This is a genomic window from Streptomyces sp. NPDC088794 (assembly GCF_044750545.1).
GTDB lineage: Bacteria > Actinomycetota > Actinomycetes > Streptomycetales > Streptomycetaceae > Streptomyces.
In genome coordinates this window covers 61,605-87,330 of sequence record NZ_JBIVKB010000012.1, presented here as the reverse complement: position 1 = coordinate 87,330, position 25,726 = coordinate 61,605, and the positions used below count along the sequence as shown (strand labels likewise).

Below are 25,726 nucleotides of genomic sequence, written 5' to 3'. Positions count from 1 at the left end.
AAAAGGGAGAACGCATGTACACGGGATCGATGGCCCACACCGGCCTGGGAGCGCTGCTGCTGACCGGAGTCGCATTGGTGCTGGGCGTGGCCGGCGCGGCTCTGCGCTTGGCCACCAGGGGCAGCCAGGGCTGACGGGCCTGACGATCGCCGTCCTCATCCCCGCGCACAACGAGGAGACGACGATCGGGGAGCTGGTCCAGGCGTGCCTGGACCAGCCCTACCCCGTCGAGCAGCTCATCGTCGTCGCGGACTCCTGCAACGACCGCACCGCCCAGGTCGCCCGCGACGCCGGCGCAACGCTCGTGCTGGAGACCAACTTCGCGGACAAGGCGGCGAACCAGAACCACGCCCTCCCGTACGTCACCGCGGACGTGATCGTGGGCTTCGACGGCGACTCCCGCCCCGAGCCGTCCTGCATCTCGCTCATGGTCGCCGACATCGCCCGCGGCTACGACGCGACCTGCTCGTCGATCCTCCCCATCCAGCGCACCGGATTCTTCATCGAGGCGCGCAGGTTCGCGTACAGCCTCGGCAGCCAGTGGTGGAGGCTCTGCCAGCGCCAGGTCGGCCGCCTCCAGGTCCTCACCGGCGCCTCGTACGCGTTCCGCACGGATGTCGTCCGCGCCGTCGGAGGCTTCCCTAACGGCCTCATCAGCGCCGACATGGACATCACCTGGAAGCTCCACGAGGGCGGCTACAAGACCTGGTACACGGCCGACGCGCTCACCCTCACCATCGACCCCGAGACCTGGGCCGAGTACACGGCGCAGATGCCCCGCTGGGCCGCCGGCTACTTCCAGAACGTCCTCCGCTACCGGCGCCTGATGTGGAACTGGCGGTCCCTGCTCACCGTGGGCACCGCCATGTTCGACCTGGTGACGCTGTGGTGGTGGCTCGTCGTCGTGATCTACAACCTGACGACCTGGCAGCACCTCTCGATGTTCCGGTACATGGGGTACTGGTTCGCCGGACACACCGCGCTGACCATGTACCTAGTCTCCCGCGTCGTCGGCTGGAAGAAAGCCCTGATCGGCTTCGCGCCGTACACGCTCCTCAACTTCTACAACAAGTACCTGTACACGCGGTCGATGTTCCGCGAGTGGCTCCTCGGCCGGCACTACGCCGCCTGGACCGGCCGCTCGGGCCGCAAGACCGTCATCACCCCCATGACCCCGTCCCGCCGCTTCGGCCTCGGCTGTGCCGGCGCCATCGCCGGGACCGCGACCGCGATCTGGGGCGGCTACCTCGGCAGCTCGCTCCTGTGGACGACCGGCATGGCCGCGTCCTGCCTGATCCCGCTGGCCATGATCCGGATCTCCGGCAGCGGCCAACGCCGCGCCACCCCCAGCAGCCTCACCATCGCGGCGCCTCCCGCCGGTGGCCACGCCACCCGGGAGCTGCCCACCGCCGAGGCCCTGGACCCCGAGACCACGCTCCAGCTGGCCACCCGCCGCTGAACCACCCCACGACCAAGGAAGCACTGCCATGCCCGACTGGACCCCGACCACGCTGGCCCGCATCGACCACGAGTACGACCGCCGCAACGCCAGCCGCCCCAGCACCGGCCGCTTCGGCTCGTACATCAGCGCCCGCGAGAACGAACTCAACGAGGAGGAGCGCACCGACCGTTCCCGCTTCACCGCGTGGGCCTGGCACATCGCCACTCCGCCGGTGATGTCGCCCGGCTACGTCGAGATCCGCCCCGACCTGTCGGTCACCTTCGACCGCGACGAGGACGGCGACCCGCTCGTGAAGGTCGTCGTGCCGCTGCCCCACAGCGTCCTCGCCCGCCAGCACCGCCCCGGCTATGAGGTGAGCGACTGGGAGGCCCCGTACGGCCGCGGCGAGAGGTACAGCCAGCTGTACGGGCCCTCATTCGTCAAACGCACGGCTGTCCTGACGTCCGCCACGCTGCTCGAGCCCGCGAAGGACTGGGACCTGTACGTCCCCTCCGGCGGCGCTGAGCGGCGGGTTGCGGACGCGCAGGAGGCGGTGGAGACCGCTGCCCGGCTCATCAACGTCTACGTCGGACCGCGGGTCGCTGACCTGTTCGGCGAGTAGGGATCACCGCACCCATGACCACCACACCAGACAACGAACTCACCGCTGAGCAACAAAAGTCGTTGGGCCACGCCCTCGGCATCGCCCTCCGGACCGGCGTCCTCGGCAACGCCGCCGACCGAATCGCAGCACTGTCCCAGGACTGGGAGCTGGACCCGGGCCGTGGTGACGCCGTCGAGCACCTGCGCCAGTGGGCCCAGGAGACCGACGCTCTCACGATCCCCCTGGCCTGGGCAGGGAGCGTGGAGTACCCGGAAGGCACCGAGCTCACCAGGCCTGCCGTGATCCCCTGCACGGCCACCGAGGGCATCCGTGTCGAGCTGACCGTCCAGGGCGACGACCGGATCCGGTTCGCCTCCCTCCTCGACATGGAGCTCCGCGACCCCTACGCCACCTGCTCCACCCCGGGGTGCGGTTCCCCCGAGGACCTGGACACCACCGACGTGTGGGGCTGGACCCGACTCAAGGTGGCCGGCACGGACGAGATCTACCGCTGGTACTGCACCCCTCAGTGCGTCTCCAACGCGCTCGCCCGCGCAGGCGACGAACTCGCCGCCGTCGACCACCAGGCCGCCATGGACGGCGGCCTGTGAACTCTCCCCTCGACAGCACGCCCTGACGGCCGCGCAGAAGGACATCCCCACCGGCGACCCAGCCGGCGCACAGGGGACGCCGTCCACTCCGCTCCGTTCCGACCCCGCCCGACCGCGTTCCGAACACAGCTGACGAACCGGCTGCTCCACCCTCGTCCCGTCCATCGGAAGGGCCTCTCCATGACTCTCCTCGACCGCCTCACACACTGGCGCCGCAGTACCGTTCCGAGGACGCAGGGCGCCATTCCGACCACACCGCCCAGCGTTCCGAGCGCGCCCGCCTCGATTCCGAGCGCGCCGGACGCGGCCCGACTGAAGGTCCGCGCGCCGGGATCCAGCACGCGTGGAGGACACCGCCGCCCAGGCCCAGTTCCGAGGACACAGGAGTCCGTTCCGAGGACAACTCCCGGCCTTCCGACGGCACCGCATGTCGTTCCGACGGCAGCCCGGCGAGGCCTCAACGGCTTCGCGGTCCTCGGCGGCCTGGTCCTCGCCACGATCGGCTTCACCGGCTCCTACCGCGCCCTAGTACGCCTCGGGCAGGCACACCACTTCGGCGAATTCGCGCAGGTCTTCCCGATCGGCGTCGACGTCGGCATCGTCGTCCTCTACGCCCTCGACCTCGTCCTCACGCACCGCAGGATCCGCTGGCCCCTGCTCCGCCTGACCGCCCACGGCTTCACCGTGGCGACGATCACCTTCAACGCGGCGTCGGGCGGCCAGTCGCTGAGCGACGATCCCATCGGGGTCGGCATGCACGCGGTCATCCCCGTGATGTTCGTGATGTCCGTCGAGGCCGCCCGGCGAGTGATCGTCCAGGTAACCCGTGCCGAAGCGGTCGCCGCCGGCGAAGCCCGCGACTCCATCCCGCTCGAGCGCTGGCTCCTCAACCCGATCGGCTCCTTCCTGCTCTTCCGGCGCATGTCCCTGCTCGGGATCAACTCGTATCTCGAGGCGGTAGATATGCGCCGTGACCAGCTCATCTACCGGGCTGCACTCGATCGCGCGTACCCCAAGGGGAAGGAGTACCCGAGGGGCTGGAAGAGCGCGCCGATGGAAGCGCGTCTCCCCATGATCATGGCGCCGTACGGGCTGACCGTCGACGAGGCCCTGGCCATCCCGGAGCAGGCCCGCGCAGCCGAGGCGCAGCGCGAGCGCGAGGCGCTCGAGCAGGCCGGGCATGAGGCTCTTGACGCCGAGCTGCGCGCCGCCGACGCAGAGATCCTGCGCCTGGAGAAGGAGGCCGAGGTCGTCGAGGCTCGCGAGCGGCTGGATGCTCGGAAGTCGGTCGCGTCAGTCGCTTCGCGCTCCGCGTACGCCAAGGCCAACGCGGTAGCGGAGGCAGAGGAGCGCGTAGCCGTCCAGGAGGCCGAGGCCCTTGAGTCGGCCACTGCCGCCGCAGCGCTGCTGCAAGCCTCCGAGGACCGCCGCACCGCCGCAGCCGCCATCGCCGAAGCCGATCGCCTCGAGGCACAGGCCGCCGCTGACCGGCGCGCGACCGCGCTCGCCGAACAGGACGCGGCCACCGCGCTGGCCGAAACGAAGCGCCTCGAACGTGTCGCTGCGCAGCGCGACCAGGAGGCTGCTGAGGCCCGCGAGGCCGCCCTCGAAACGCGGACTCGCGCCCTCGAAACCGAGCAGACGCTCACCGCAGAACAACGCCAGGCTGCGAACCGGGCCGCCGAGAACAGTCGGCGCCTGGAAGAAGCAGCCGAAGCCGAGAAGCGCGCCGCCGAAACGCGCGCGGCTGCGGCCGTAACGGACGCCCGCGCACTCGAAATGGAAGAAGCCAACGCCAGCGCGCGTCGCCGCACGGCACAGATCAACGAGGAAACGGCAGCGGCCGAGAGGCGCGCGGCCGACGAACTGGAGGCCGCCGAGACGAGGCGTCTCTCTGCAGCCGAAGCACGCAGGCGCGCTGCCGAAACGGAGACCCGCGCGCTCGAAGCGGAAGACCTCGCACGCCTCAGCCCGCGCGAACGGGACGCCCGACGGGTCGCCCGGATGATCCTCACCAACGGCGGCGACCCCGAGACCGTCGAACTCGCCGTCATCGCCGGCGCCCTCGGAGTTTCCGTCTCCACCGCCTCCGACCGACGCCGCGAAGCCGCCGACCTGATCGCCGGCGGCTACACGCTGCCCGCCCCCTCCCTCGACACGCACTGCCTGGTCTGACCACGCCCGTGCCTGCCACGAGGCCCACCTGGAGCAACCCGATGCCCTACATCTTCGTCCCCTTCGGCCTGGTCGCCGTCGCGACCGCGATCCTCACCCGGCACTCCGCAACGCGTCAGTACGCCCTTGCCGCGGTCATCGGTGTCGCCCTGCTCGAGACCGTCTGCTGGACGCAGCGATGAAGGGCACCGTCCACCCCGCGCCGAGTGAAGACCAGCTGGCCGCGATCGCCGAAGGCTGGCACGTGTGCGTGCTGGTCGGCCTGACGACCCCTCAAGCAGCGCTCTGCACCGACGGGATCGGCCTCCTGCTGGCCCTGTACTCCTGCGCCCGCGGTCGTGCCTCCACCGGAGCTGCCCTCTCCGCGACGGTCACCGTGAGCGCCACCGCCCTAGCCCTTCTGCACTAAGGACACCCAATGTTCCTCGCTCGTCTCCTCCTCATCGCGGCATCTGTCTGCTGCATGGCCGGCGGCATCGCGCTCCTGGGCCACGCACGACGCAAGGGAGAAGCACCGAACGCCGCAAGGATCCTCGCGGCGGTGACCCTGACACTCTCACTGGCGGCTCTGGCCACCTACCTTCTGGACTCCGGGGGTCTGCTGTGACGCGGCCTCAACCACCCGGCGAGCCCGCCTCGGAGAACACGACGCCCGCAGCCGTGCGCTCCACGCCGACAACTCCTCCGGGAGGGCCAGAAACGGAAGCCGCGACGACCTCGGAGGACATACGGGCCCCCGCCTCCGCCCCCGCTTCCGCGTCCGAGCCCGAAGAGCCGCAGCCGGCGCCCCCAGGGGTTTCCGCAGCGCCGACACCGAGCGGGCAGGACCAGGTGGACGAGGGAAGTGAGGAGGCAGCCCTCCGGCTCCGCGATCTCATCGGGTGGCCGCGGCGCCGGGCCAATCCTCCAACGCAGCCTCCGTGCCCGCATCCGCGCACCGTGCCCGTCCACGCCCAGCCGTTCGGTGACTTCGTCGCGATGATCTGCCTGGTCTGCGACGAACAACTTCCAGCTCCCGAACCGCAGGACGACGGTGACCCTCCGGGAGAGCAGGCGCCCGCCGACGCCTCCCCGAGGGCGCAGGGGCGCGTGCCTACGTCGAGGCCAGCGCAGCCACGCCGCCCGGCCGCGGTCGGCCGTAGCTACGTGCGGCCAATCCTGTTCACGCTGTCCGCCGGCCTGTTCGGGTGGAGCGTCGGCCTCGTCGACGCCATGGGCGCGCTCCTCCCGGCAGCTGATCACGGCGCGCCGGGAGCCGTGGGCGCTGCCCTCGCCCTCGGCGGCGGATACGGGACCTGGCGCGTCCTGAGCCTGCCTGGCGTCGCCAGCATCGTCCCGGCCGGGATCGTCGGCCGCGCGATCGCGACCGTGTTCGTTGCATCCGTCATGCCCGGGCTCACTCCGGACCTGGTGCAGGTCCTCGATCACTACGGCGCCTACATCGGCCTGGACTCCTCAGCCGTGGCGCTCCTGGCCGCCGCGTCCGCCATGGTCGGGGGCCTCTACTGGCTCGTCGACCGCCGGTTCAAGGCCATGCCGCTGCCCGTGCGGTGGCTCGTCAGGGTCCCGCTCGCGTCCGCCCTCGTCGCCGTCGTTCTGTACTCGCCCGGACCGCGCTGAAAGGCCTGTTGATGACCACCCTCGCCGCCACTGGCGCCCTGGCAGGCCCCTGGCTCGGGACGATGTACCTGAGCGGGATCGCGGCCATGATGCTCGCCGCCCTGATCTACGGTGTGCTCGGCTCCGACACCATCAAGATCAACACGAAGGAGCGGATCACCGTCTGGGGCCTCCTCACCGGCTCCATGTGCCTGGCGGCCGGCGGGAACTGGGTCGACCTGATCACCGGCCTCAGCTCCGTCCCGTCCTCGGTCGTCGAACAGTCAGGGCTGCCCGCCTTCGGGCCCGGCGCGATCGGCGGCCTCCTGGTCATCATCTCCATCGCCAAGAGCTACAAGCGGAAGTGGCTCCACGCCGTATTCGCGCTCATGGCCGCGAAGTTCCTCATCGAAGCCGGCGGCATCGGAGCCGTCGTCCTCAACGCCGCCCGGATGACCATCGGACAGATGGGCGCCCACTGATGACCCACGTACGCACCGCCGGGCGTGCCCTGTTCCTCTTCGTGACGGACGTCCTGCAAGGAAGCGTCCTGCTCCTATGCCAGATCCACGCCACCAGCACACGCCTGCACGGGAAGGCGCGCGACCTGTCCAGGCTTGCGGCTGTGGCCAAGAAGAGCGCCAGCAAGCAGGACCCGCCGAGCAGCGAGAAGAAGCCGGTTGACGCCAGTGCCAGCGGCCCGGATGGGAAGGGCGCGCCCGCGGCCGACGCGGCGACTGCGAAAGCCGACGACAAGACGCACGGCAAGGACGGCGCGCGCCGGAAGCGCAAGGCGTGGACGCTGGATCGCCTCGCCGGGCTGGCCTTCATCGGCTGGGCCGTGTGGTGCTTCGGTCACCGGCCCGTCGCGACCGGCTGGTACGCGATGGCCCCCTTCCTCGCGCGCGCTGCCCCGTGGGGGGTCGCGTTGTGGATCGTCGCCGCATGGCTGACCGCCCTCTACGCCAGGCACGACGCCAGCGCAGTCTCCAGCCCGGACCACGGTCGGCCGGGCGCTCCGGACCCGGACGCGGTGCGCGGCGCCGGCCACTGGCTGTGGCGCCTCGTCGCCGTCCAGGTCGCCGCCGCCGTCGGCCACGGCCGCAAGGGCGTGCACTTGAGGACGCTCCTCAACGAGCCTGGCATCCCCGACGCGTGGGACGTTACGACGCTCCGCGAGCACTGCGAGCGCCTGGGTATCCCCGTGAAGGCGATCCGGATCCGGGGCAGCGGGACCCGGGGACCCACGCACGGAGTCCACGTCGACGACCTCACGGCCGCGCTCGGCATGCCCTTGGACGACGCCATCACCGCGCTCAACGACCGCCTCACCCCACACCCCCAGGCCGCCCTCCCCGAGAGCCCCGAAGGGGCCCCGTCCGACCCCTCGGAGGAGGTGCTGTCGACCGCCCCGGCGGAGGCCACCACCACCCCGCAGAAGGGGCGGCCCTACCCCCTCGTGCTGGCGGCCTGGCTGGCCGCCCAGTACAGCCCCACCAGCACCCCCAGTCACACCCCTCTTCCCGGCCCCGCTCCAACCTCCCGTGGAAGGGGGTAGACGCCCAGCTCAGACGCCATCTACCGCCCCCATCTACCGGCCGTCTACCGTGGTCCATCTACCACCTGCACCGAACCTGAGAGCAGGCCCCGATGCCGCACCTCTACCACTGCCCCGTCTGCCGAATCGAGTCGCGTCCGTACGCGCTCGAGGAGGCCGCGCAGCGCAAAGGGCAGCGGCACCGGGATGAGAACCACGGTGGCGACCACCCGCACGGCGAGACCATCCAGACAGTGCCGTACCAGATCGACCTGGCACAGGCCCGGATTCTCGCTGCGGTCGTCGTACTCGTCCTCCTCGCCTTGATCATCAAGGCGTTCTGACCCGGAGAGCCCACCGTGGAAGCACCACCCACCGAGCAGTCCATCACCCAGATCACCCGCCACTACAGCGGCCTGCGCGCCCTCTACGCGCCCAGCGTCATCACCGAAGCCGCCCTCCTCCTTGACGCCCTGTACGCGACCGCCGGCGAACACGGCCATTCCCGAGAAGACCGCCTCGGTCGGCTGGGCGGCCTCATCACCGCGGCCGCGGAGGCGTCGTCCGGGAAGTACGGCCGGCCGGCCGTCGAGCGCACCGGCGACCAAATCGCGGCCCTCCTCATGGCGCTGAGGGACGGTCTCCAGGGTGAAGGCTTGACCGTCACCGGCTGTCAGGTCCGCCTTGGGGTCGCAGTCGAGGCGCTCTCCGCCGGGCCCCACTGGGGCCTCGACGGTCGTACAGGCCTCGCTGTCGCCGTGTACTCCGACAGCGGCTGGGAACTCCTGACCAACCAGGCCCGCGGCACTGTCTTGTCGATCCACGCACCCACCACGAAGGACGGCGCACGCGAGGTGGCCGGGATCGTCAAGGGGATCCTCAAGGGCGACATCGCTGACCCGTTCCGGAGGGAGCAGTGGTGAGCGGGGGAGAGGCGCTGACCTACTGGGTCGACGACGGCAACACGGTCCGTACGGCCGCCGAACTCCAGGAACTGGTCGGCGCGATGCGCGCTGACGTTCACCACATGCGTACCGGTCTCGCCCGTGCGGCCTGGGGCGCCCTCCACGGACAGCCTTGGGCCAACGCGCCCGTGGAGGGGGGCGTGCGGCCGGACGCGGAGGCGGTGCTGGAGCAGCTGCGGATGAGCGTGGTTCCGGCCGGGATGACGGCCAAGGAGGCCACGCACCGGCAGTCCCTGGCCGTACTCCTCACCGCGCTCGACGCCGTGGACGAGGCCTCACTCGTCGTTTGGCTCGCCGGCGTCACCGTCGACAACCCGAACCGCCCGGCCTGACCACCCTCAACCCGGCAAGGAGCAGCTCGATGCCCCGTTCTGCGCGCCCGCGTGCGCCGCGCACCTTCCTTCCCGGTATCGCGGAGATCCGGATCACGGCCGACGAGGCCACCACCCAGGCAGTCCTGGATGTACTCCAAGGCGCCTTCCACACCACCGACCCGCGCCCGTACGACGGCGGCCGGACCTACCTCCAGCTCGACGCGGGCAACACAGCCCCGGACGACTGACCCCAGGCACCGTCCGCCCAGCTTCGGGCGGAACCGCCCCAAGCTCGGCCCCATCTCTCTTCCTCGCCGGCCAGACGGCCGCCCCACCAACAGGAGCACCCTTGAGCACGAGCACCGACACCGTCCTGCCCGACGACGGCCAGGTCGAAGTCCGCATCACGTCCGCAGACCCCGACGCCACCGAGATGGTCTGGAAACGGGCCATGGCCGCGCTCGGCCACACAGCACGCCCCATCACGCGCCCCACCCGCGAGAAGGGTGGCGTACGGCTGTACGGCATCGTCACGGCCCCCGAGCGCCCGCTGCCCGGCCAGCAGGACGCGGCCGAAGACTCCAACGCCCACCTCATGGCCGGCCCTCGCATCACCGTCGACGAACTCGCCGTCCACTGCTCCGCGGCCGCCGTCTGGCTCGACCAGCTCGCCCGCGCCGCCGAAACCCCCGCCACCCCCGTTGAACTCGCCGACGACATCGACTCATTGCGCCGTGAGGCCCGCTCGCTGCGGGAACGCGCCGATCGCCTCCACAAGGTGGCCCGCATCATCGAGGGCGACATCCCCCTTGCCACCGGATTCAAGGATGCCGGCGACGGGTGGGGCGCGGCGGCCCTGAACACCGACCGGGAGGACTACGGCGGCCCGGCAGTCATCCCCACAGCGAACCAGCTGCTGCACCTGGCGAGCATCGCCCCGTACTCCGACAGCACCCTGACCTACCCGCAGGGCATGGACGGCGTCCCGAACTCGCTGCTGCTGTCCTGGGAGTCGAAGACCGCCCAGCAGCGACGTGCCCAGGAACGGGATGCGGCCGTCGCTCAGGAGGTCCTGCGGATCGCCTGCGAACGCTGCTCGGCCGGGAGCGGCGAGCCCTGTCGTACGAAGAACGGGCGCGCCGCGGAGCAGGCGCACACCTCGCGCCAGCGCGAGGCCGAGGCGAACGTCGACGCGCGCATCGGATGGCTCGGGGAGAACCCCGTCGCGGTCACGGAAGCATGACAGGACAGATGTACCCAATTGCCTCGCACCGGACAACGGGCTGCGAATCCGAGCGAGGTAATTCGCCGACGTAATGTCACTGCCGGTATTGCCCCCGACGTAATCGCAGCCCAATACGGTATCGGCGGTGTGCGCGGGGCAGGTACATTGGAATCGCCGCGCCAACATGTAATTCCCATCATGAGGGGGCGGCAGCGGAGGACCCACTCCTTCCCGAGTGAGCCCCCCGCGCCGCAGTTCACGAGCCCGGTCGTCCAGAAGCCGACCGGGCTCGCTGCGTGTGCAGCCCCGGTCTTGTCCGACCCGCTCGTCCGTGGGCGGTCCTAGCGGACCAACTGCCCCCACGTTCCGATGGCGCCGAGCAGCAGCCCTGCCGCAGTCAGCCAGACCTGCCAACGTTCAGCACCAGTCCAACGCCTGCGCGGCTTCCGCTCCTTCGAATCCATCAGACGCTTCCTCCTCTTCTCCCAAGTCCCCTGACCATCAAGGGACATCCCGCCAAGCGCCGGGGCAGCTCGGACGGGGGTTTTGGAGGAAGAACAGGCGAAGCACGCTAAGCATATGAGCCTGCGGGAGCCTGATGTTCAAACTGCTGCGATACAGAGAGTCATTTTGGCGATTGGACGGTAACGAATCGCCTGCAAAAGACCTGCTCAAGGAGGGAGGGTCACCGAGGGAAGTACTTCGATTACCGGTTGCGATGCCCCCCTTCGGGGTCACATGACGCCGGTGGCGAGAGGCGCCCGTGCCGTCGGGGGCGGATCGGAAGTGTCCGGCTGGGCACCATGAGCAAGATCATCACGGGGAACACCTGGAGAGGCCCCGCCCCAGGGGCTGTGCACCGACTCGCTCGCCAACTGGCGTACGCGACCGCACGAAAGGCGCTCCCGCATGCCCACCTGGACACTCCACCATGGCGACGCCCTGACCATCCTCCCCACCCTCGACCAGCCAGTCGACGCCGTCATCTGCGACCCGCCGTACAACTCCGGGGGCCGCACCATGAACGAACGCACCAGCCGCACCGCACGCCAGAAGTACCTCACCAGCGGCGGCCGCGAACACGGCTTCGACCTCGGCGACTTCACCGGCGAGAACCGCGACCAACGCTCCTACACCGCCTGGCTCGCCCTCATCCTCGCCCACGCCTACCGCCTGACCCGCCCCGGGGGAGCGGCCCTCGTGTTCACCGACTGGCGCCAGCTCCCCGCGACCACCGACGCCCTTCAGGCCGCCGGCTTCACCTGGCGCGGCGTCGCCGTCTGGCACAAGCCCATCGCCCGGCCCCAGCCCGGCCGACTGCGTCAGGACTGCGAGTTCATCGTCTGGGGCAGCAATGGCGCCATGATCCCCGGCAACCAGCCGGTCTACCTCCCCGGGCACTTCACCGGCAGCCAGCCCCGCGGCAGCGCCCGCGTGCACATCACTCAGAAGCCCGAGGACGTCATGCGGCAGCTGGTGCGCATCGTCCCCAAGGGCGGCACCATCCTCGACATGTTCGCTGGCGCCGGCACCACCGGCGCGGCCGCGCTCCTGGAGGACCGCGCCTTCGTCGGTATCGAGCAGTCGCCCACCTACGCCCGGACCATCCGGGACCGGCTCACCGCTATCGCCCCGCACACCGACGCGGCGTAGCGTCAGATCCATGACAGATTCCGGCTGGACCCCTGTGCTGCCGACAGCTGTTGAACTGATGACGGTCTACGTCGGACCCGAACCGCTGGTTGATCGCCTCGGGCACATCCGCACGGTTATAGCCAACGAGGAGGACCTCTGGGCTGCCATCCTCGGGCTGCTTGAGCTGAACACCCTTACGATCCACGCCCTGGCAGAGAGGGCAGGCGTAGCGGAGGCTGGTCGCGCAACGTTCATGCAAGCGTGGTTGGAGCAGACTTCACTGAATGCGCAGGAGCCACGTGAAGAAGGGTGAGGCGTCGAGGCCGGACTGCGGCAGAAGCGGGGCGATTCCGGGGGATGGTCGGCGCGCGCATCGCCGAGAAGATCGTCGAGCTGGTTCGTGAGCACGAGAAGGCGTTCCGCACGGCCTCCGAGGAGCGCAGCCGTAACACCTGACAGCGGTCGAACACACCGTCACAACACGGCCACATCGCCGTCGCCCGTGCGCCTTGCCGCTCACCATCACCCGCATGAGACGCACGCTCGCGGCCACGGCTGCCGTCCTTACCGCGCTGATTTGCGCCGGCTGTTCCAACAGCGGGCCGTCCGCCGACGACAAGAAGTACGCAGACGCGGTCGCCGCCGCGGACCCGGCCGATTTCGGCGGCATCCCCACCGACGAGCTCGCTGAGACACTCGGCTCCGAAGGTACCGACCTCTGCGACAAGCTGAAGCAGGGCTCCTTCGAGGACGCTGCCGCGTACGCGAAGAGCGGCTTCTCGGACAAAGAGGCCTCGGCACTCATCTCGGCTGCGGTGCTCGTGTACTGCCCGGAGCAAAAGGACCAGCTGCCGTAGCGGCCGAGCACGACACTGACCAGTGGGTTCGATCTGGTCGTCTAGCGGCGGGCCCTCGGTGAGTTGATGTCTTCTGCTGGAGTGCTGTGCTGGTCGGTCTGGTACGAGAGGTGCTCCCCGGCGGGTCCGTTGCCTCTGCGGTCGTCTTGCCGGTCCATGCCTAATAACGTCTGCGGACAACTCGGCGGACCAGGCAACATGAGCAGTACTGCGGCGAACAGGGCCGCTCAACCTGGTGTAGAGCCGAGACGAGGGCTGTGCCATGTCCGAAAAGCGGAAGCTACCTCTGAGCCTGATGTACGAACCCGACACGTACCTGTGCTCATGGCTCATCCCTGATGATGCTGACGGCTATGTCGAAGTTCCAGGAAATTTGGTACTGCGACCCCTGCTTCAGCCAATGGGCAGGGTGTATGGCAACGTGCCTTTGAAGCAGACGGAGCACTTCCCAGGCGTTGTTGGAATGGACTTCCCGCAGTTCATCAACGTCTCCGTCCTGTATGGGAGATTGGACAACGGCGGAACAGTCACCCTGCTGGATGCGCGCATCGAACTCTGGGACAGGGTCGGTCGCGTCACGGGCGCTGCGGCTCTGCTGAACAAAGCCGCCTTCTTCGGATTTCCTGAGGTACCGGCACCTGGTCGGGATGCTGACCCACCGCTAGTCACCTCGGCAACATTCCAGATCACCGCCTTGGACTCGGCGCTTGGTGTTTCGCCTATCAAGAATGTCTCCAATCCTCATGCACCAGGTGGAGAAGAGGGGCGATGGGCAGCCACAGTCAATGAAAGTGCCGTTGGTAAATGGTCGACCGATGATGCTCAACTCACCGTGAGCTACCACCAACTCATGCGTGCATTGGACCCATTCGAGTTCAACCTGGCGTTCAGTCCCGTGGCCAAGGTGACTCTGACTCAACCCAAATCTTTCGAAAACGTAGTTGATCAGTACGTTGAGCCGTTGCGTAAGATCCTCTCGATCGCGACTGGTAAGTCTCAGGAATTGTCTTACCTTCACGTCGAACTCGAAGGCAGAGAAGGCAAGTACCAGGTGGTGGGATCTGGCATCACCCAAGATCCTTTCGCCAGCTCTACTGCGGCAGCCCGGGCGCACAAAAGTGCGGTACGGGCGCTCCCTGACGACCTTTCCCTTCTTGAACTGGTCATGCGATGGTCCCAGTACGCCGCTGCGCACCACCCCCTAGTTGAGACGTACGGGACGATGCTGCATGCCCGCGACCAGCACCCACGCTCACGCTTTCTTTTGCTGATCCAAGCCTTGGAGGGGCTGTACGGATACGAGAACAAGGCCACCGCTGCGGAACGTCAGATAAAGCACACTGCAAGCTACGAAGAGGCTTTGGCGCGGGCGAAGGAGGATCTAGATGCTAAGACCTTCCAGTTCGTGAAAAAGTACCTTTCAAAGAAGCGACCGGAGAGCCTCGACAAAGCTCTCGATGCCCTGGTGATGGGTCTACCTGTCAACGTTATGGACCGTTTGAGTGCAACAGAACTCGTCAAGGAAGTGCAGGCTGCGAGTACGACCGTTTCCCTGACAACTGCTGGAGCCTTGCGAACGGTCCGTAACGACCTCGCTCACGGGAATCGTGGCTATGATTTCTATCTCCTGCAAAAGGTTGTGGAAATCCTAGAGTTCATCGTGCGCGGACACGCCCTGCGCATTCTGGGATGCCCCGAAGTTGTTGTCAGTCGTGTATTCCTCACGGACTGACTAAGGGTCGCCCCGTAGACGATCGATGAAGGAGAAGAACGCGACCGCGATGAAAGCCGTGCCGATGAACGAGTACGAAACCCGCATGCTTCCCCCGCCTCCGTATGCCGGACGGCAAGGAAGCGCCGATCGTCTCTGGGCGTCATGACGGCGCGAGAGGTGTCTCGTTCGCGCGCAGCGGAGCACCACCCTTGTAGGTGGCTCGAGTCCGAGCGGGCCGAAACCGCGCTTCGTTGTGGCCGTTTTGAGGTGGTTTCTTGCGGCCCGTCGGGCGGTTGATGCAAGATCGAAGCGTACACGGCGTGCCACGCCACTTGTTGGGTCGCTTTCACACCGAACGGCTCTGCCCTCCTTGGACTAAGGCGGAGCCGCTCGAGTTTCTCCACCCCTGATACCGCCCACTCATCGGGGAGGCCCCCACATGCCAACTCCCGCCCCCTGCCTCGGGCCCTGTAACACCGCCTGGCGCCGCGCCGAACACCTCCGCCGCACCGACGGCACCCCGCACGACATCCCCGTCACCTGGGGCATCCCGCTGCACTGCGCGGCCTGCGTCGACCGTGCACGCCGTCACCTAGCCGAACTTCCCGAACTCCTGGTGGCCATCAGCCTCGAGCCCCTCCACGGTCAGCGCGGCGTTCCCACCGTGACGATGAACAGCGCGCCCACCGACACCACGCCGTGGCCCGGCCAGGCCGCGCGGCTGATGACCGATCACATCGCGGGCGGGCTTGCCGAAGTCACAGCCGACCTGCGAGGCCTCCGCAGGCTCGGAGACCACCCCGTCCGCGAACCCGGCGTACGGGAAGGTCAGTGGATCAGCCGCACGATCCGACTGCTCGTCGCCCACATCGACTGGCTCCTCCAGGAACACCCCTGCGCCGCCGAGTCCCACGAGCCGGCCCGCCTCGGCCGCGCTCTCATCCCGTCCGGCAACCCAGCAGCCCAGGTCGCCGCGTGGCACCGCGCCGCGACCCGCTTCACCGGTCGCGACAAGGCCCCGGAGACGAAACGATTCGCCCCCTGCAAGCGCTGCGGCGGCCCCTGGCTCGCCGAGTCCCGCGACCTCCGCCTCGTCAACGACGAGCCGTACATCGAGTGCCAGGACCCCGACTGCCGCAGCCTCCTCACCCACGCCGAGTACGCCCACCACGTGAAAGACCTCGCCGCCCAGGAGATCGCCGCGCGGCGCACGCCGGTACACCCGGACGGCGCGCCGGAAGAAACCCCTGCTTGACGCGCTGCCCATCGCGCGTGATGCTGATCGCGGATCACTCTGTCCACGAAGAGGCCTCGCTGACGCGGGGCCTTTCGCCGTTTCCAGCACCGCCGGTCGGAGGGCGCCATGGATCTCACGGACCTCCAGAACCGGTTCTGGACCACGCAGGAGGCAGCGGACGCCGCCGGGGTCACGCCCAACACCGTCCGCAACTGGAAGCACCGGGGACACCTCGCCCAGGCCCGCACAGCGAGCGGACGGCCCATGACCAACGCGGCCGGACAACCGCTCTTCAATCCGGTCGACGTGATCAGAGCGGAGCGGGCAACCCGTCAGCGCGCTCGCCGCACCTACACCGTGCCGGCCGACGCCGTCGCGGTCTGACACTGCCGCGCCGCCGCCCTTGAGTCCTCCCTGCCTCTGCGGCACGCCAGCTGTGGGCGTGGGGAGTCGGACCGTCGCCGGGCGGCGCTGAGGGTCGCTGTCCGCGCGGCGGCCCACCCAATCTCCGCTGCCCGGAAGGCGATCGGGCGGATCCGCCGGCCGCGCCACCCGGGACTGTGGCGCGCCCCCGGGCAGCGGACCCTTCATCTCCTCGCCGCACGACCGGAGTCCACCTCCGGGGACACGGCGAGGACCTGTGTGTCGTACGCCAGTCACCGGCCAGCATCCGGACGCGCCCCCCCGACGGGAGGGCGAGGGCCGAATACCGCGGTGGCCGGGCTCGACACGCGGTATCCGCGAGGACCGCACCGGCCCGGGCGCCACGTGCTCCGCCCGGGCCGGCCTCGAATTCCCGCCGCGCCCACGGTGACCACCCTGCGGACGCGCGGGCCAGCTCATCCCGTACTCCGCCGACCGGGCATCTCGTCGGTGGCCGGTCGCGGGCAGGAAAGGGGGGCGTCGTGCAGCGCCACACCGTGCAGCAGCTCGACAGCGGCCCGAGGGCCGGAGCGTTCGTCTACACCGGCGGCAACGACCGGATCGGCAGGTACGTCGAGTGCTGCACCGACGCCTGGCTGGAGATCATCCGTACACCGGTCAGCGACCGTGGCGCCTCGCCCGCCTGGTCCCGGATCGGCCACGACACCGCAGACGAGGCCTACGCGCACATGCGCGAGCACCTCCTGGAGCGGCTCACCATCGACGGCCGGCACGCGGACTGGTCGGGCTGCACCGCACCGGTCGGCGACGGAATCTGTGACGTCCCGACCAAACGGTTCGCCGCGATCCGGCCCAGCTACTTCCGACGCCCGTTGTGTGACGAACATCGAACCCGGGAGACCGTCGAGGCCATGTGGGACGGCCCCGGCGACTGGAGCGGCTCATGGTGACACCCACATCCTCCGCCGAGAGCGCGCCGCGCACCGCGCTGGAGGCAGCGCATCGGCTCGTGGCAGAGGGGAAGCACGTCCACTACGTCACCGAGGGCGAAAGCCGCTGCATCAACAGGCGCTGCGCCCCGAACACCCCCTGACCGCGGGAGATTTCACCGCGCCGAGAGGGGATGGCGATGCGGCCGGTCACTCAGTCGATCCTCCACGACGATCCCCGGGGCAGGCCCGGCAACTGCCTCCAGGCGACGGTCGCGTCGCTGCTGGAGCTGCCGCTGCTGTCCGTGCCGCACTTCATCGCCGAAGGCGCCGGCTGGTTCGAGCTGATGGATGCGTTCTGCCGCGTGCAGGGCCACTCCCTGGACGTCCTGCCGGTCGACGCCTACTGCGCGTACGGCATGGCCTGGGGCGTCTCACCGCGCGGTGTGCGCCACTCCGTATGTTGGGCCGACGGGCGCATGTCCCACGATCCCCATCCCTCCCGCGCAGGTCTCCTCAACGTCACCGACCTGATCGCCGTCCACCCGATCCGCCCGTAGGAGTGTCCATGTCCCACCCCGGCCTCAACGACGTCGAGCCCGCTGGGTCCTCACCGGTTCCTCTGCCCGGGCCGAGCGTGTTCTGGCCGCCGAGGGCGCCGCAGATCGGCCACCGCGTCTTCTACCGCCTCTCCGGCACGGACGTCCGCGCGATCGCCCGCCAGCGCGTAGCAGCCAACACCCGTGCCCCGCACGTGCGGGCCGGCATGGTGCTTCCCGCGACCGTCGTCCGCGCGAGCGGCACGGTGTCCGATCCGTGCAACCTCCACGTCCTCCTCGACGGTCCCGACACGTACTGGGCGGAGAAAGTCGTCTGCGGTGACAGTGACGGCACCTGGGCGTGGCCAGCGCAGCCGGCGGGTGCCTGATGGTCGCCCTCCCGCGCACGATGCCCTTCCCGTGCCCGATATGCCAGTTGCCCGTCGTCCTCACGCTCACGGCCGAGAAACATAAGGTCAACGGCGAGGGGCGGTACGAGGTCAACCTGGCCTTCGACACCGCGCCGCTGGTCGACCACTGCCGGACCGAGCACCCGGACAACGCGCCCAACAAGCCTGAGGGCGAAGGTACATCGGCCGGGGTGCATGCGTCAGGGGGCGTCACCGTCCACATCCACCGGGCCTCTCACGACGACGCCGCCACACTCGCTCGCAGCATCGCCCGCAGTGAAGCGAAGGTGGGTCCACTCGGGATCGGGAGGCTGTGATGGGTCGCAGAGACCGCCGCAATCGGCAGCGCGCTGTGGTCAAGCGGCTCTTGGACGGTCCTCCAAAGGACAGGGTGTGCGGGCAGGCCAAGGCTGCCGCCCGAGCCCGCGCACGGACAACCGAGCCTCAGGCGCCGAAACTGCCCAAGAGCGAGGCCCAGCAGCTCGCTCGGCAGAGGCAGGCCGCGACCGGACGTTCGTACACCGTGTGTCTGGCCGAGGTCCGCGCCGAGCACGCCGGACGAGATGACCGCGAGGCCGATGGCGGGGCCGGGCGGTGAGCCGGTCGAGGGCGGATGTGCCCCACTCCAGCGAGCTCCGCATGGTCATCACCCGCGCCGACGGCCGTGTCGAGGACCACGGAGTCGTCGCCGCGCACTACGCCAGCCCATGGCGGAGCGCCTGGTGGCAGATCGTGGGCCGGCCGCTCGCGAATCTTCGTATCGCCCGCTCCAACAGACGAAGCAACAGGAGGACATGATGGGGGCAGTTGTCACCGCCAAGGGGCGGGAGATCATCGCGGGCCGGATGCGCGGCAGCTCGCCGACACAGGCCGAACCGCTCAACCTCGCCTGGGGCAACAACCCCGCCGGCCTCACCGCCGCGGTCCCCGACGTCGGCCTGTTCAAGGAGGCCACGGAGGCGAGGGTTGCGGGGACGTCGTCCGTCGTGACGACGACGACCCCGAACGACACCTACCAGGTGGTGGGGACCTTCACGTCGGGCTCCACGCAGTCGATCGCCGAGGTCGCCCTGTCCGACAGCGCGTCCAAACCCACCGCGGTCGACACGGTCCAGGGCGGATCCGGTGTCATCGGCTCCAACTCCTCGACCAACCTGGTCGTCGCGAACGGGGCGAACTTCTCAGTCAACCAGTACATCCAGATCCGCACCGAGATCCTCAAGATCACGGCGATCTCGACGAACACCCTGACCGTGACGCGTGCGCAGAACGGCTCCACGGCGATCTCCACCATCGCGTCCAGCGACACCGTGACCGGCGGGAACATCCCCGGCGTCTCGAACGTCACCAACGGGTCCCTGTACTTCCACGCGGACCACGGCGCGCAGAACCTCGCGTCCGGTGACCAGGTCTCCTACACCCTCACCGTCAAGCACACCTGATCCCCACAGCCGGGGCGAGCCAGCCTCGGGCGCCTGCCGTACCAGCTCGCTGTGAGGCAGGGGAGGGGGCCGGATGTCGATCTCCTACGTCGCCACAGCGACCGCGGTCACCTCGACCCCCACCGCGACCAGCCTCGCCTGCAACGTCCCCGCGGGGACAGCCGACACCGACGTGATGATCATGCTGGTGTCGCGGGCGTCGGGCACAGCCACGGTCACCACGCCGTCCGGCTGGACCGTGATCCCGAACTTCCCGGTCACGAACACCAACGGCACCGCGCTCGCCGGTTTCTACCGCGTCGCCTCCAGCGAGCCCGCCTCGTACACGGTTGCGTTCTCCACCGGCAAAGCGATCATCGCGATCTCCAGCTACCGCGGCGTGGACACGACGACCCCGATCCACCAGAGCGCGGCGGCCAACGACACGACCAACCGTGCCGCGCATGCCAGCCCCTCGGTCACCACCACGATCGCGAACTGCTGGATCGTCACCGGGTACGTCGACCGCGGCAGCATCACCGCGTCGACCTGGTCCACACCGAGCGGGCTGACGTCCCGCTCCGGGAGCCTGGTTGCGACCGGCACGAACAACAACAGCCTCGCCACCTTCGACACCGCCGCCGACAAGGTCACCGGCAGCTACAGCTACTCCAGCACCGCTTCCGCGTCGACCAACACCGCGGTGATGTGCACGATCGCACTCGCCCCCAGCACCGGTCCCATCGTCTACAACGTCAGTGCCGGCGCGACCATCGCAACGAGCAGCGGAACCGGGCGAGCCGCAGCACTGCCCCGCGCCACGACACTCACCACCACCGCCCTGTCGATGCGCCTCCTCGTCCTGGCCGCGCTCGGCGCCGCTCTCTCACTGACCAGCGGCAGCAGCCGGACCGCAGTCCTTCAACGAACCACAACCGCAGGCACGGCCGCCACGGGCGCGCGGGCCAGCTCCCTCCCCAACTCGGCCACGGTGAACACGACTGGCAGGACCGGCCGAGCTGCGCAACTGATCACCGCGGCCGTCCTGGCCACCGTCGGCGTAGGGGCCCGTTTCATGGCGGTCGCTGCAGCTGCCGTCGCCGCGACGACCACGACCTGCAACCGAGCCACTGGACTTGCCCGCGCGACCACCGCGGCGACCGCCGCCGGCTCGGCCCGCGCGAGTGCGCTGACCGCGTTCCGCGCGATCCTCGCCACCCTCGCCGGCGACCAGCGCCGCGCCGCGCTCACCGCGTCCGGCACGGTCACCACCGACAGCACCCTCTCCCTGGGCCAACTCGTAGCCCTCGCGGTGCAGGCCACGATCGCCGTCGCCTCCGGCATCGCCCGCACGGCCGGACTCCCGCGCGCCAGCAGCGTGCTCGTCGCCGGCGGCCGGACCTCGTTGGGCATGCTGGCCCGCGCCGCCGTCAGCGTCGTCACACCGGGCACCGCCCGTGCCGCAGGCCTCGCCCGTACGGCCAGCGTCGCGTTGTCCACGGCCGTGACCCGGGCGTCGACCCTGACCCGGGCCGTAGCGGCTGTGACGTCGGCAGCCTGCTCCAGGAGCATCGCGCTCGCCCGCTCCTGCATCGTGACCGTCTCCTCCGGCGCCCGCCGCACGATGAGTACTCTCCTCACCACGACCGCGGCCACCGTCAGCGCCGTCCAGCGCCAGGCCAGGCTGGCCCGTGACACGGTCACCGCCACGAGCGGCAGCACGCTGCGTGGCAGCCTCCTGGCCCGCACCGCCACCGCGGCACTGACTGGCACGACCGCGCGAGGGCAGGCCTTCCTCCAGGTCCTCGCGGCCACCGTCGCCACCACCGCGGCCGCGAGCATCGGGCAGATCGCGCACGGCGTCATCCTCGCCGCGACCCTCGCCACCACCAGCACGCTCGCCCGGGCCACCGCCCTGCGCACGACCGCCACCGCAGCCCTGACCAGCAGCCTGCGCAGAGCAGGAGCCCTCACAGCCCCTGCACTGTTGGTCGTTCAGGGCACAGCGGCCCGAGCCGGCCAACTGGCGAGCGGTACGGCCCTGTCCGTGACCGCCGCCGCGCGGCGCACGGCCGCACTGCCACGCGCGGCAGTAGCGGCTACGAGCGGCGCGGCCCGACGGACCATCAGCATCGGCCGATCTGCAGTGGCCTCCGCCGGCGCCCAACTCGCCCGCATCCCGCACCTGTACGCAGCGGCCACTACCGCCTGTACGGCAACCGCCGGCCGACGCCTCGAGGCCGCGCGCGCCGCGGCCGTAGCCGCCGCGGGGGGAGCGCGGCGACTGATCGGGCAGGCTGCTGCGTCCACGCTGGGCACGAGCGCGTCCGCCGTCATCCAGGGCGCGGCCCAGATCACGCTCCAAGCGGCCCTGGCCCTCAACGCCTCAGCCCGCCGGTGGCTGGCCCTCGCCCGCACGGGTGCGCTGTCCGTGGCCGCCGACGGGCGGCGACTGATCAGCAAAACCAGCGCCGCGACCACCAGCGCGAGCGCAGCGGCCCGGGCCGTGCCCGGGCTCGTCCTGCACGCGACACTGTCCGCCGGCGCCGCGCTCAGCCGCTGGAGCAGCCTCCGCCGTACGGCCGGCGTCGCGCTGGCACGTCAGGCCCGACGCCGAACCACAGTCGTCCACACGGCCGTTGCCCAGGCCGTGGCCGACGCGGTCAGCGGGCGCCACTTCGAGATGGCACTGGAGGCCCTCGCCGGGCTGACCGGGGTGGTGACGGCTGTACGCGGCAACCTGCGCCGACTCGTCGCCACCGCGACCGGCCCGTTCAGCCGCTGGCAGACCAGCCAGGGCACCCGGCGCTGGCGCTCCTGGCTGACGGGCTCCCGCTGGAACGCCGACGAGTAGAACAGGGGGTGTTGGGGTGCAGACGATTGACCGCGACAGCAGGGAGTTCGTCGGCGCCGAGGTGACCGCCACGGTCCAGGGCCAGCCTTACGACCCCACCAGCGATCCGGTCGAGTTCGCCTTCACCGCCATCGGCGGCCGGCCGGTCACCTGGTACGAGGGCGGCTGGGACGGCCAGAACCCCATCCCCGGCACGAACAGCTACCGGGCGCAGGTCCTCGTCGGCCCCGGCAGCCCCGGCCCCACCCTCGCCAAGGGGAAGTACGCGGTCTCCATCCGCATCACCGACAACCCCGAGCAGCCCGTCATCCCCGTCGGACAGCTCACTGTGACCTGACAGAACGGAGGACCGGCGTGGACACCCTCACCTCGCCCAACCCCGACCCGATCCACCCCGCCACCGCCACTGCCGCGCTTCCTCCGGCGGTCGCAGAGTCTGCCGATCCGCCGGTTCTGCCGGCAGGACCGGCCTGCGTCGCATGCGGCGAGCCCGCCGCAGTGCACTGGCAGCGCCGACCGACCGACGAGGAACTCGCCGAGGTCCGGCAGACCGAGGAGAAGCGGCGCGTCCAGGCGCTCAAGCTCGCCGACATGCAGCAACCGGCCCCGGTTTTCCCGCCGTTGCCGACCGCCGGAGACGTCCTGCGGGCCGTGTACGCGTGCGCCGCGCACGCCATCAGCCTCGACGGCGCGACCCTCTTCCACCTGAGCAGCTGCACCGCGCCCAACGAGGCCGACTTGCCCGGCTGCGACTGCACCCCCGAATCCCTCCGCGAGGCGCCCCTGGAAGAAGAGGTGCCGAGAGTGCTGCTTCCGGCGCACTGGCTGTCGGCAGGCGCGTGATGGCCAACCGCACCGGGAATTTGGCCGAACCCACCGAGAGGCGCCGCTGCACCGCGCACAAGAAGGGTAAGGACGGCGCGAAGGGCGATCGCTGCCGCGCGTGGGCTCTCAAGGGGCAGACGGTGTGCCGCGTTCACGGCGGGAGCGCCCCGCAGAACCTGGAGGCCGGCCGTCGACGCGTCGCCGAGGAGCGGGCCCTCCAGCTCGTGGAGACCTACGGCCGGAGGGTCGAGACCACGGCGGCCGAGGCACTCCTCGAAGAGGTGCAGTGGACGGCCGGCCACGTTGCATGGCTCCGCGACCGCGTCCAGGAGATTGAGGCCCAGGCTGCCGCTGACTCTGACGACCACGACGAGGAAGCGGACGGCGCCGACGAGGAGGCGTACGGTCGCGGCCGTCGACGGGAGTCCTCGCTCGTCTGGGGCGTCACCCGTCAGAAAATCGGAGGCGAAGACCGGGGCACGACCTGGGAGACCGCTCCGAACATCTGGCTGCGTCTCTACCAGACCGAGCGCACCCACCTGGTCAAGGTGTGTGCGGCGGCGATCAGCGCGGGCATCGAGGAGCGCAAGGTCCGTATGGCCGAGCAGCACGGCGCGCTCGTGGCGCAGGTGATCCGGGCGATCCTCGCCGACCTGCAACTCACGCAGGAGCAGCAGGACCGGGTGCCCGAGGTCGTGCCACGGCATCTTCGCGCTCTGGCCTCGTGAGCTGAGGGAGGCGGCTGCCCATGGCCGCCACGCTCGAATGGGCCGAATACGCAGCCCGCTCCTTTGAACCTCGGCCAGACGCCGACCGCTGGCCAACTCCCGGCGCGCTGGCCAAGGTTGTCGAGCCGGACACGATGCAGACCGTGGCGCTCGACCTGGTCGACGAGGCGGTCGCGTGGGCGTACAGCACGCCCGACTCCCGGTTGATCGTCTCCATGCCTCCGCAGGAGGGAAAGAGCCAGCGAGTCACCAAGACCGGGTCGCTGTGGGCTCTGCACCGCAACCGTGACCTGAAGATCGGGATCGTCTCCTACAACAAGCCGCTGGCAGAGTCCTTCGGACGGGACATCCGCAACTGGGTCACCACCTACAACGGCGAAGAAGGCAGCCTCGACCTGGGCCTGCGGATCGCGCGGGACAACGGCGCCGCGTCCCGCTGGCAACTCGCCGGCCACCGCGGCGGCGTCATCTGTGTCGGCCTCAAGGGGTCCCTGACGGGCCGTCGAGTCGACGCACTCGTGATCGACGACCCGTTCGCCGATGCGGAGCAGGCAGACAGCGCGTACTACCGCGATCGCGTCTGGGGCTGGTGGCAGAGCGTCGGATCAACCCGCCTCTCAAGCGGCGCGCCCGTGATTGTGATCCTGACCCGGTGGCACGAGGACGACCTCGCCGGCCGCCTCATCGCCGCCGAGGACGGGCACCGCTGGCGGGTCATCAACATCCCCGCCCTCGCCGACCACGACCCCGCCAAGGGACAGACCGACGCACTCGGCCGGTCGCCGGGGGAGTGGCTCAAGTCGGCCCGAGGCCGCACCACTGCGCAATGGGAAGCCATCCGGATCACAGCGGGTACGCGCGTCTTCAACGCCCTTTACCAGGGGCGCCCTTCGCCCGACTCCGGCGACGTGTGGCGACGCCAGTGGTGGCGCCGTTACAGCGTGCCACTGTGGTCCCAGCACCCAACCGTCCCGGGCGCCTACCGCGTCGAGGAGTCCGATGGGCTCGTCATGTCGTGGGACATGGCCTTCAAGGACACCAAGAGCTCGGACTTCGTCGTGGGCCAGGTCTGGGCCAGGCGAGGCGCCAACGTCTACCTCCTCGACCAGGTCCGCAAGCGCCTCACCTTCACGGAGACGCTGACGGCGTTCAAGGCGATGGTGGCGCGCTGGCCACAGGCGACGGCCAAGTACGTCGAGGACAAGGCCAACGGGACCGCGGTCATCAACACGCTCAAGTCGAAGATCCCCGGCATCGTCGAGGTCACCCCGACCGAGAGCAAGTACGGGAGGGCCAACGCGGTCGCCCCGGTGATCGAGGCCGGCAACGTCTTCCTGCCGACGGGGGAAATCGCCCTGTTCGAGCCCGACGAGCTCATCAACGAGGCCGCGGAGTTCCCCAACGGGGCTCACGACGACCAGGTCGACGCCACCAGCCAGGCCCTCTCCCAGATGCTCCTCGACGGGACCGGCGCCCAAGCCTGGATCGACTACGTCACACGGCTCGCTCAGAGCGCCGCCGAGGCACGCGCCCGCGGCGCCGATCCCTACGAGGCGCAGGCGCACGCCGTCGTCTCGAACCTGCCCGACACCGACCGTGCCGACGAATCCGAGCCTGCAGCACCAGCGACCGAACCCGAGCCTGAGGACCCGGTCGCTCTCCGAAAGCGGCTACGTGACCAGGCATACCGCAACCAGAACCGATAGAACAACAGGGGGTGTC

33 protein-coding genes are annotated in these 25,726 nt (G+C 69.7%); all 33 read left to right on the top strand.

Going from position 1 to position 25,726, the window contains the following annotated elements; genetic code table 11:
* The first annotated feature begins 130 nt into the window (after positions 1-130).
* The gene (locus tag ACIP6U_RS30065; protein ID WP_401724812.1) at positions 131-1,459 is read left to right on the top strand and encodes a glycosyltransferase; all 1,329 of its coding nucleotides are present in this window, start codon (positions 131-133) and stop codon (positions 1,457-1,459) included.
* A 28-nt stretch (positions 1,460-1,487) separates the two neighbouring features.
* The gene (locus ACIP6U_RS30060) at positions 1,488-2,063 is read left to right on the top strand and encodes a hypothetical protein (RefSeq protein ID WP_401724131.1); all 576 of its coding nucleotides are present in this window, start codon (positions 1,488-1,490) and stop codon (positions 2,061-2,063) included.
* Between the two features lie 14 nt (positions 2,064-2,077).
* Positions 2,078-2,656 carry a hypothetical protein gene (locus ACIP6U_RS30055; protein ID WP_401724128.1) on the top strand — a complete coding sequence of 193 codons (579 nt, stop codon included), beginning with the start codon at positions 2,078-2,080 and terminating at the stop codon, positions 2,654-2,656.
* Positions 2,657-2,836: 180 nt separating this feature from the next.
* Positions 2,837-4,831: a DUF2637 domain-containing protein gene (locus tag ACIP6U_RS30050; protein WP_401724125.1), complete on the top strand. Its 1,995-nt coding sequence runs from the start codon at positions 2,837-2,839 to the stop codon at positions 4,829-4,831.
* Positions 4,832-4,872: 41 nt separating this feature from the next.
* Positions 4,873-5,013, top strand: a complete 141-nt coding sequence (locus ACIP6U_RS30045) for a hypothetical protein (protein WP_401724124.1) — start codon at positions 4,873-4,875, stop codon at positions 5,011-5,013.
* Positions 5,010-5,240: a hypothetical protein gene (locus tag ACIP6U_RS30040; protein WP_401724122.1), complete on the top strand. Its 231-nt coding sequence runs from the start codon at positions 5,010-5,012 to the stop codon at positions 5,238-5,240. Before ACIP6U_RS30045 ends, ACIP6U_RS30040 begins: the two co-directional genes overlap by 4 nt.
* A 9-nt stretch (positions 5,241-5,249) precedes the next feature.
* On the top strand, positions 5,250-5,438 hold the full coding sequence (locus ACIP6U_RS30035) for a hypothetical protein (protein ID WP_401724120.1): 189 nt from the start codon (positions 5,250-5,252) through the stop codon (positions 5,436-5,438).
* A gap of 332 nt (positions 5,439-5,770) precedes the next feature.
* The gene (locus ACIP6U_RS30030) at positions 5,771-6,451 is read left to right on the top strand and encodes a hypothetical protein (protein WP_401724118.1); all 681 of its coding nucleotides are present in this window, start codon (positions 5,771-5,773) and stop codon (positions 6,449-6,451) included.
* An 11-nt stretch (positions 6,452-6,462) separates the two neighbouring features.
* Positions 6,463-6,912, top strand: a complete 450-nt coding sequence (locus ACIP6U_RS30025) for a hypothetical protein (RefSeq protein WP_401724117.1) — start codon at positions 6,463-6,465, stop codon at positions 6,910-6,912.
* Entirely contained in the window at positions 6,912-7,988 is a 1,077-nt protein-coding gene (locus tag ACIP6U_RS30020; RefSeq protein WP_401724115.1) for a hypothetical protein, read from the top strand. Before ACIP6U_RS30025 ends, ACIP6U_RS30020 begins: the two co-directional genes overlap by 1 nt.
* Before the next feature lie 92 nt (positions 7,989-8,080).
* Entirely contained in the window at positions 8,081-8,311 is a 231-nt protein-coding gene (locus ACIP6U_RS30015) for a hypothetical protein (protein WP_401724112.1), read from the top strand.
* A 15-nt stretch (positions 8,312-8,326) separates the two neighbouring features.
* Positions 8,327-8,890 carry a hypothetical protein gene (locus ACIP6U_RS30010; protein WP_401724110.1) on the top strand — a complete coding sequence of 188 codons (564 nt, stop codon included), beginning with the start codon at positions 8,327-8,329 and terminating at the stop codon, positions 8,888-8,890.
* The gene (locus ACIP6U_RS30005) at positions 8,887-9,264 is read left to right on the top strand and encodes a hypothetical protein (RefSeq protein WP_401724107.1); all 378 of its coding nucleotides are present in this window, start codon (positions 8,887-8,889) and stop codon (positions 9,262-9,264) included. The genes ACIP6U_RS30010 and ACIP6U_RS30005 overlap by 4 nt, the downstream gene beginning before the upstream one ends.
* Before the next feature lie 29 nt (positions 9,265-9,293).
* On the top strand, positions 9,294-9,494 hold the full coding sequence (locus tag ACIP6U_RS30000; protein ID WP_401724104.1) for a hypothetical protein: 201 nt from the start codon (positions 9,294-9,296) through the stop codon (positions 9,492-9,494).
* Between the two features lie 101 nt (positions 9,495-9,595).
* Positions 9,596-10,489, top strand: coding sequence for a hypothetical protein (locus ACIP6U_RS29995; protein WP_401724101.1), 894 nt, complete (start codon positions 9,596-9,598; stop codon positions 10,487-10,489).
* 891 nt (positions 10,490-11,380) lie between these two features.
* Entirely contained in the window at positions 11,381-12,124 is a 744-nt protein-coding gene (locus tag ACIP6U_RS29990; RefSeq protein WP_401724098.1) for a DNA-methyltransferase, read from the top strand.
* Between the two features lie 10 nt (positions 12,125-12,134).
* Positions 12,135-12,419, top strand: a complete 285-nt coding sequence (locus ACIP6U_RS29985) for a hypothetical protein (RefSeq protein WP_401724096.1) — start codon at positions 12,135-12,137, stop codon at positions 12,417-12,419.
* A 217-nt stretch (positions 12,420-12,636) separates the two neighbouring features.
* On the top strand, positions 12,637-12,963 hold the full coding sequence (locus ACIP6U_RS29980) for a DUF732 domain-containing protein (protein ID WP_401724093.1): 327 nt from the start codon (positions 12,637-12,639) through the stop codon (positions 12,961-12,963).
* 262 nt (positions 12,964-13,225) lie between these two features.
* Positions 13,226-14,695 carry a hypothetical protein gene (locus ACIP6U_RS29975; protein WP_401724091.1) on the top strand — a complete coding sequence of 490 codons (1,470 nt, stop codon included), beginning with the start codon at positions 13,226-13,228 and terminating at the stop codon, positions 14,693-14,695.
* A 421-nt stretch (positions 14,696-15,116) separates the two neighbouring features.
* Positions 15,117-15,932 carry a hypothetical protein gene (locus tag ACIP6U_RS29970; RefSeq protein ID WP_401724088.1) on the top strand — a complete coding sequence of 272 codons (816 nt, stop codon included), beginning with the start codon at positions 15,117-15,119 and terminating at the stop codon, positions 15,930-15,932.
* Positions 15,933-16,040: 108 nt separating this feature from the next.
* The gene (locus tag ACIP6U_RS29965; protein ID WP_401724086.1) at positions 16,041-16,298 is read left to right on the top strand and encodes a MerR family DNA-binding transcriptional regulator; all 258 of its coding nucleotides are present in this window, start codon (positions 16,041-16,043) and stop codon (positions 16,296-16,298) included.
* A gap of 521 nt (positions 16,299-16,819) precedes the next feature.
* The gene (locus ACIP6U_RS29960) at positions 16,820-17,248 is read left to right on the top strand and encodes a hypothetical protein (protein WP_401724083.1); all 429 of its coding nucleotides are present in this window, start codon (positions 16,820-16,822) and stop codon (positions 17,246-17,248) included.
* Entirely contained in the window at positions 17,242-17,391 is a 150-nt protein-coding gene (locus ACIP6U_RS29955; protein ID WP_401724080.1) for a hypothetical protein, read from the top strand. Before ACIP6U_RS29960 ends, ACIP6U_RS29955 begins: the two co-directional genes overlap by 7 nt.
* Before the next feature lie 36 nt (positions 17,392-17,427).
* The gene (locus ACIP6U_RS29950; protein WP_401724078.1) at positions 17,428-17,787 is read left to right on the top strand and encodes a hypothetical protein; all 360 of its coding nucleotides are present in this window, start codon (positions 17,428-17,430) and stop codon (positions 17,785-17,787) included.
* 8 nt (positions 17,788-17,795) lie between these two features.
* On the top strand, positions 17,796-18,155 hold the full coding sequence (locus ACIP6U_RS29945; protein WP_401724075.1) for a hypothetical protein: 360 nt from the start codon (positions 17,796-17,798) through the stop codon (positions 18,153-18,155).
* A gap of 47 nt (positions 18,156-18,202) precedes the next feature.
* Positions 18,203-18,493: a hypothetical protein gene (locus tag ACIP6U_RS29940; protein ID WP_401724072.1), complete on the top strand. Its 291-nt coding sequence runs from the start codon at positions 18,203-18,205 to the stop codon at positions 18,491-18,493.
* Between the two features lie 322 nt (positions 18,494-18,815).
* The gene (locus tag ACIP6U_RS29935; RefSeq protein WP_401724069.1) at positions 18,816-18,974 is read left to right on the top strand and encodes a hypothetical protein; all 159 of its coding nucleotides are present in this window, start codon (positions 18,816-18,818) and stop codon (positions 18,972-18,974) included.
* Positions 18,974-19,618 carry a hypothetical protein gene (locus tag ACIP6U_RS29930; protein WP_401724066.1) on the top strand — a complete coding sequence of 215 codons (645 nt, stop codon included), beginning with the start codon at positions 18,974-18,976 and terminating at the stop codon, positions 19,616-19,618. The genes ACIP6U_RS29935 and ACIP6U_RS29930 overlap by 1 nt, the downstream gene beginning before the upstream one ends.
* Before the next feature lie 73 nt (positions 19,619-19,691).
* Positions 19,692-22,451, top strand: coding sequence for a hypothetical protein (locus ACIP6U_RS29925; protein WP_401724064.1), 2,760 nt, complete (start codon positions 19,692-19,694; stop codon positions 22,449-22,451).
* Between the two features lie 16 nt (positions 22,452-22,467).
* A complete protein-coding gene (locus ACIP6U_RS29920) occupies positions 22,468-22,788 on the top strand; it encodes a hypothetical protein (protein WP_401724061.1) in 321 nt (106 codons plus the stop codon).
* A 17-nt stretch (positions 22,789-22,805) separates the two neighbouring features.
* On the top strand, positions 22,806-23,294 hold the full coding sequence (locus tag ACIP6U_RS29915) for a hypothetical protein (protein ID WP_401724059.1): 489 nt from the start codon (positions 22,806-22,808) through the stop codon (positions 23,292-23,294).
* 122 nt (positions 23,295-23,416) lie between these two features.
* Positions 23,417-24,004 (top strand): hypothetical protein, encoded by a 588-nt coding sequence (locus ACIP6U_RS29910; protein WP_401724058.1) that lies wholly within the window; start codon positions 23,417-23,419, stop codon positions 24,002-24,004.
* A gap of 20 nt (positions 24,005-24,024) precedes the next feature.
* Positions 24,025-25,710: a phage terminase large subunit gene (gene terL, locus ACIP6U_RS29905; protein ID WP_401724055.1), complete on the top strand. Its 1,686-nt coding sequence runs from the start codon at positions 24,025-24,027 to the stop codon at positions 25,708-25,710.
* Positions 25,711-25,726 lie beyond the last annotated feature (16 nt).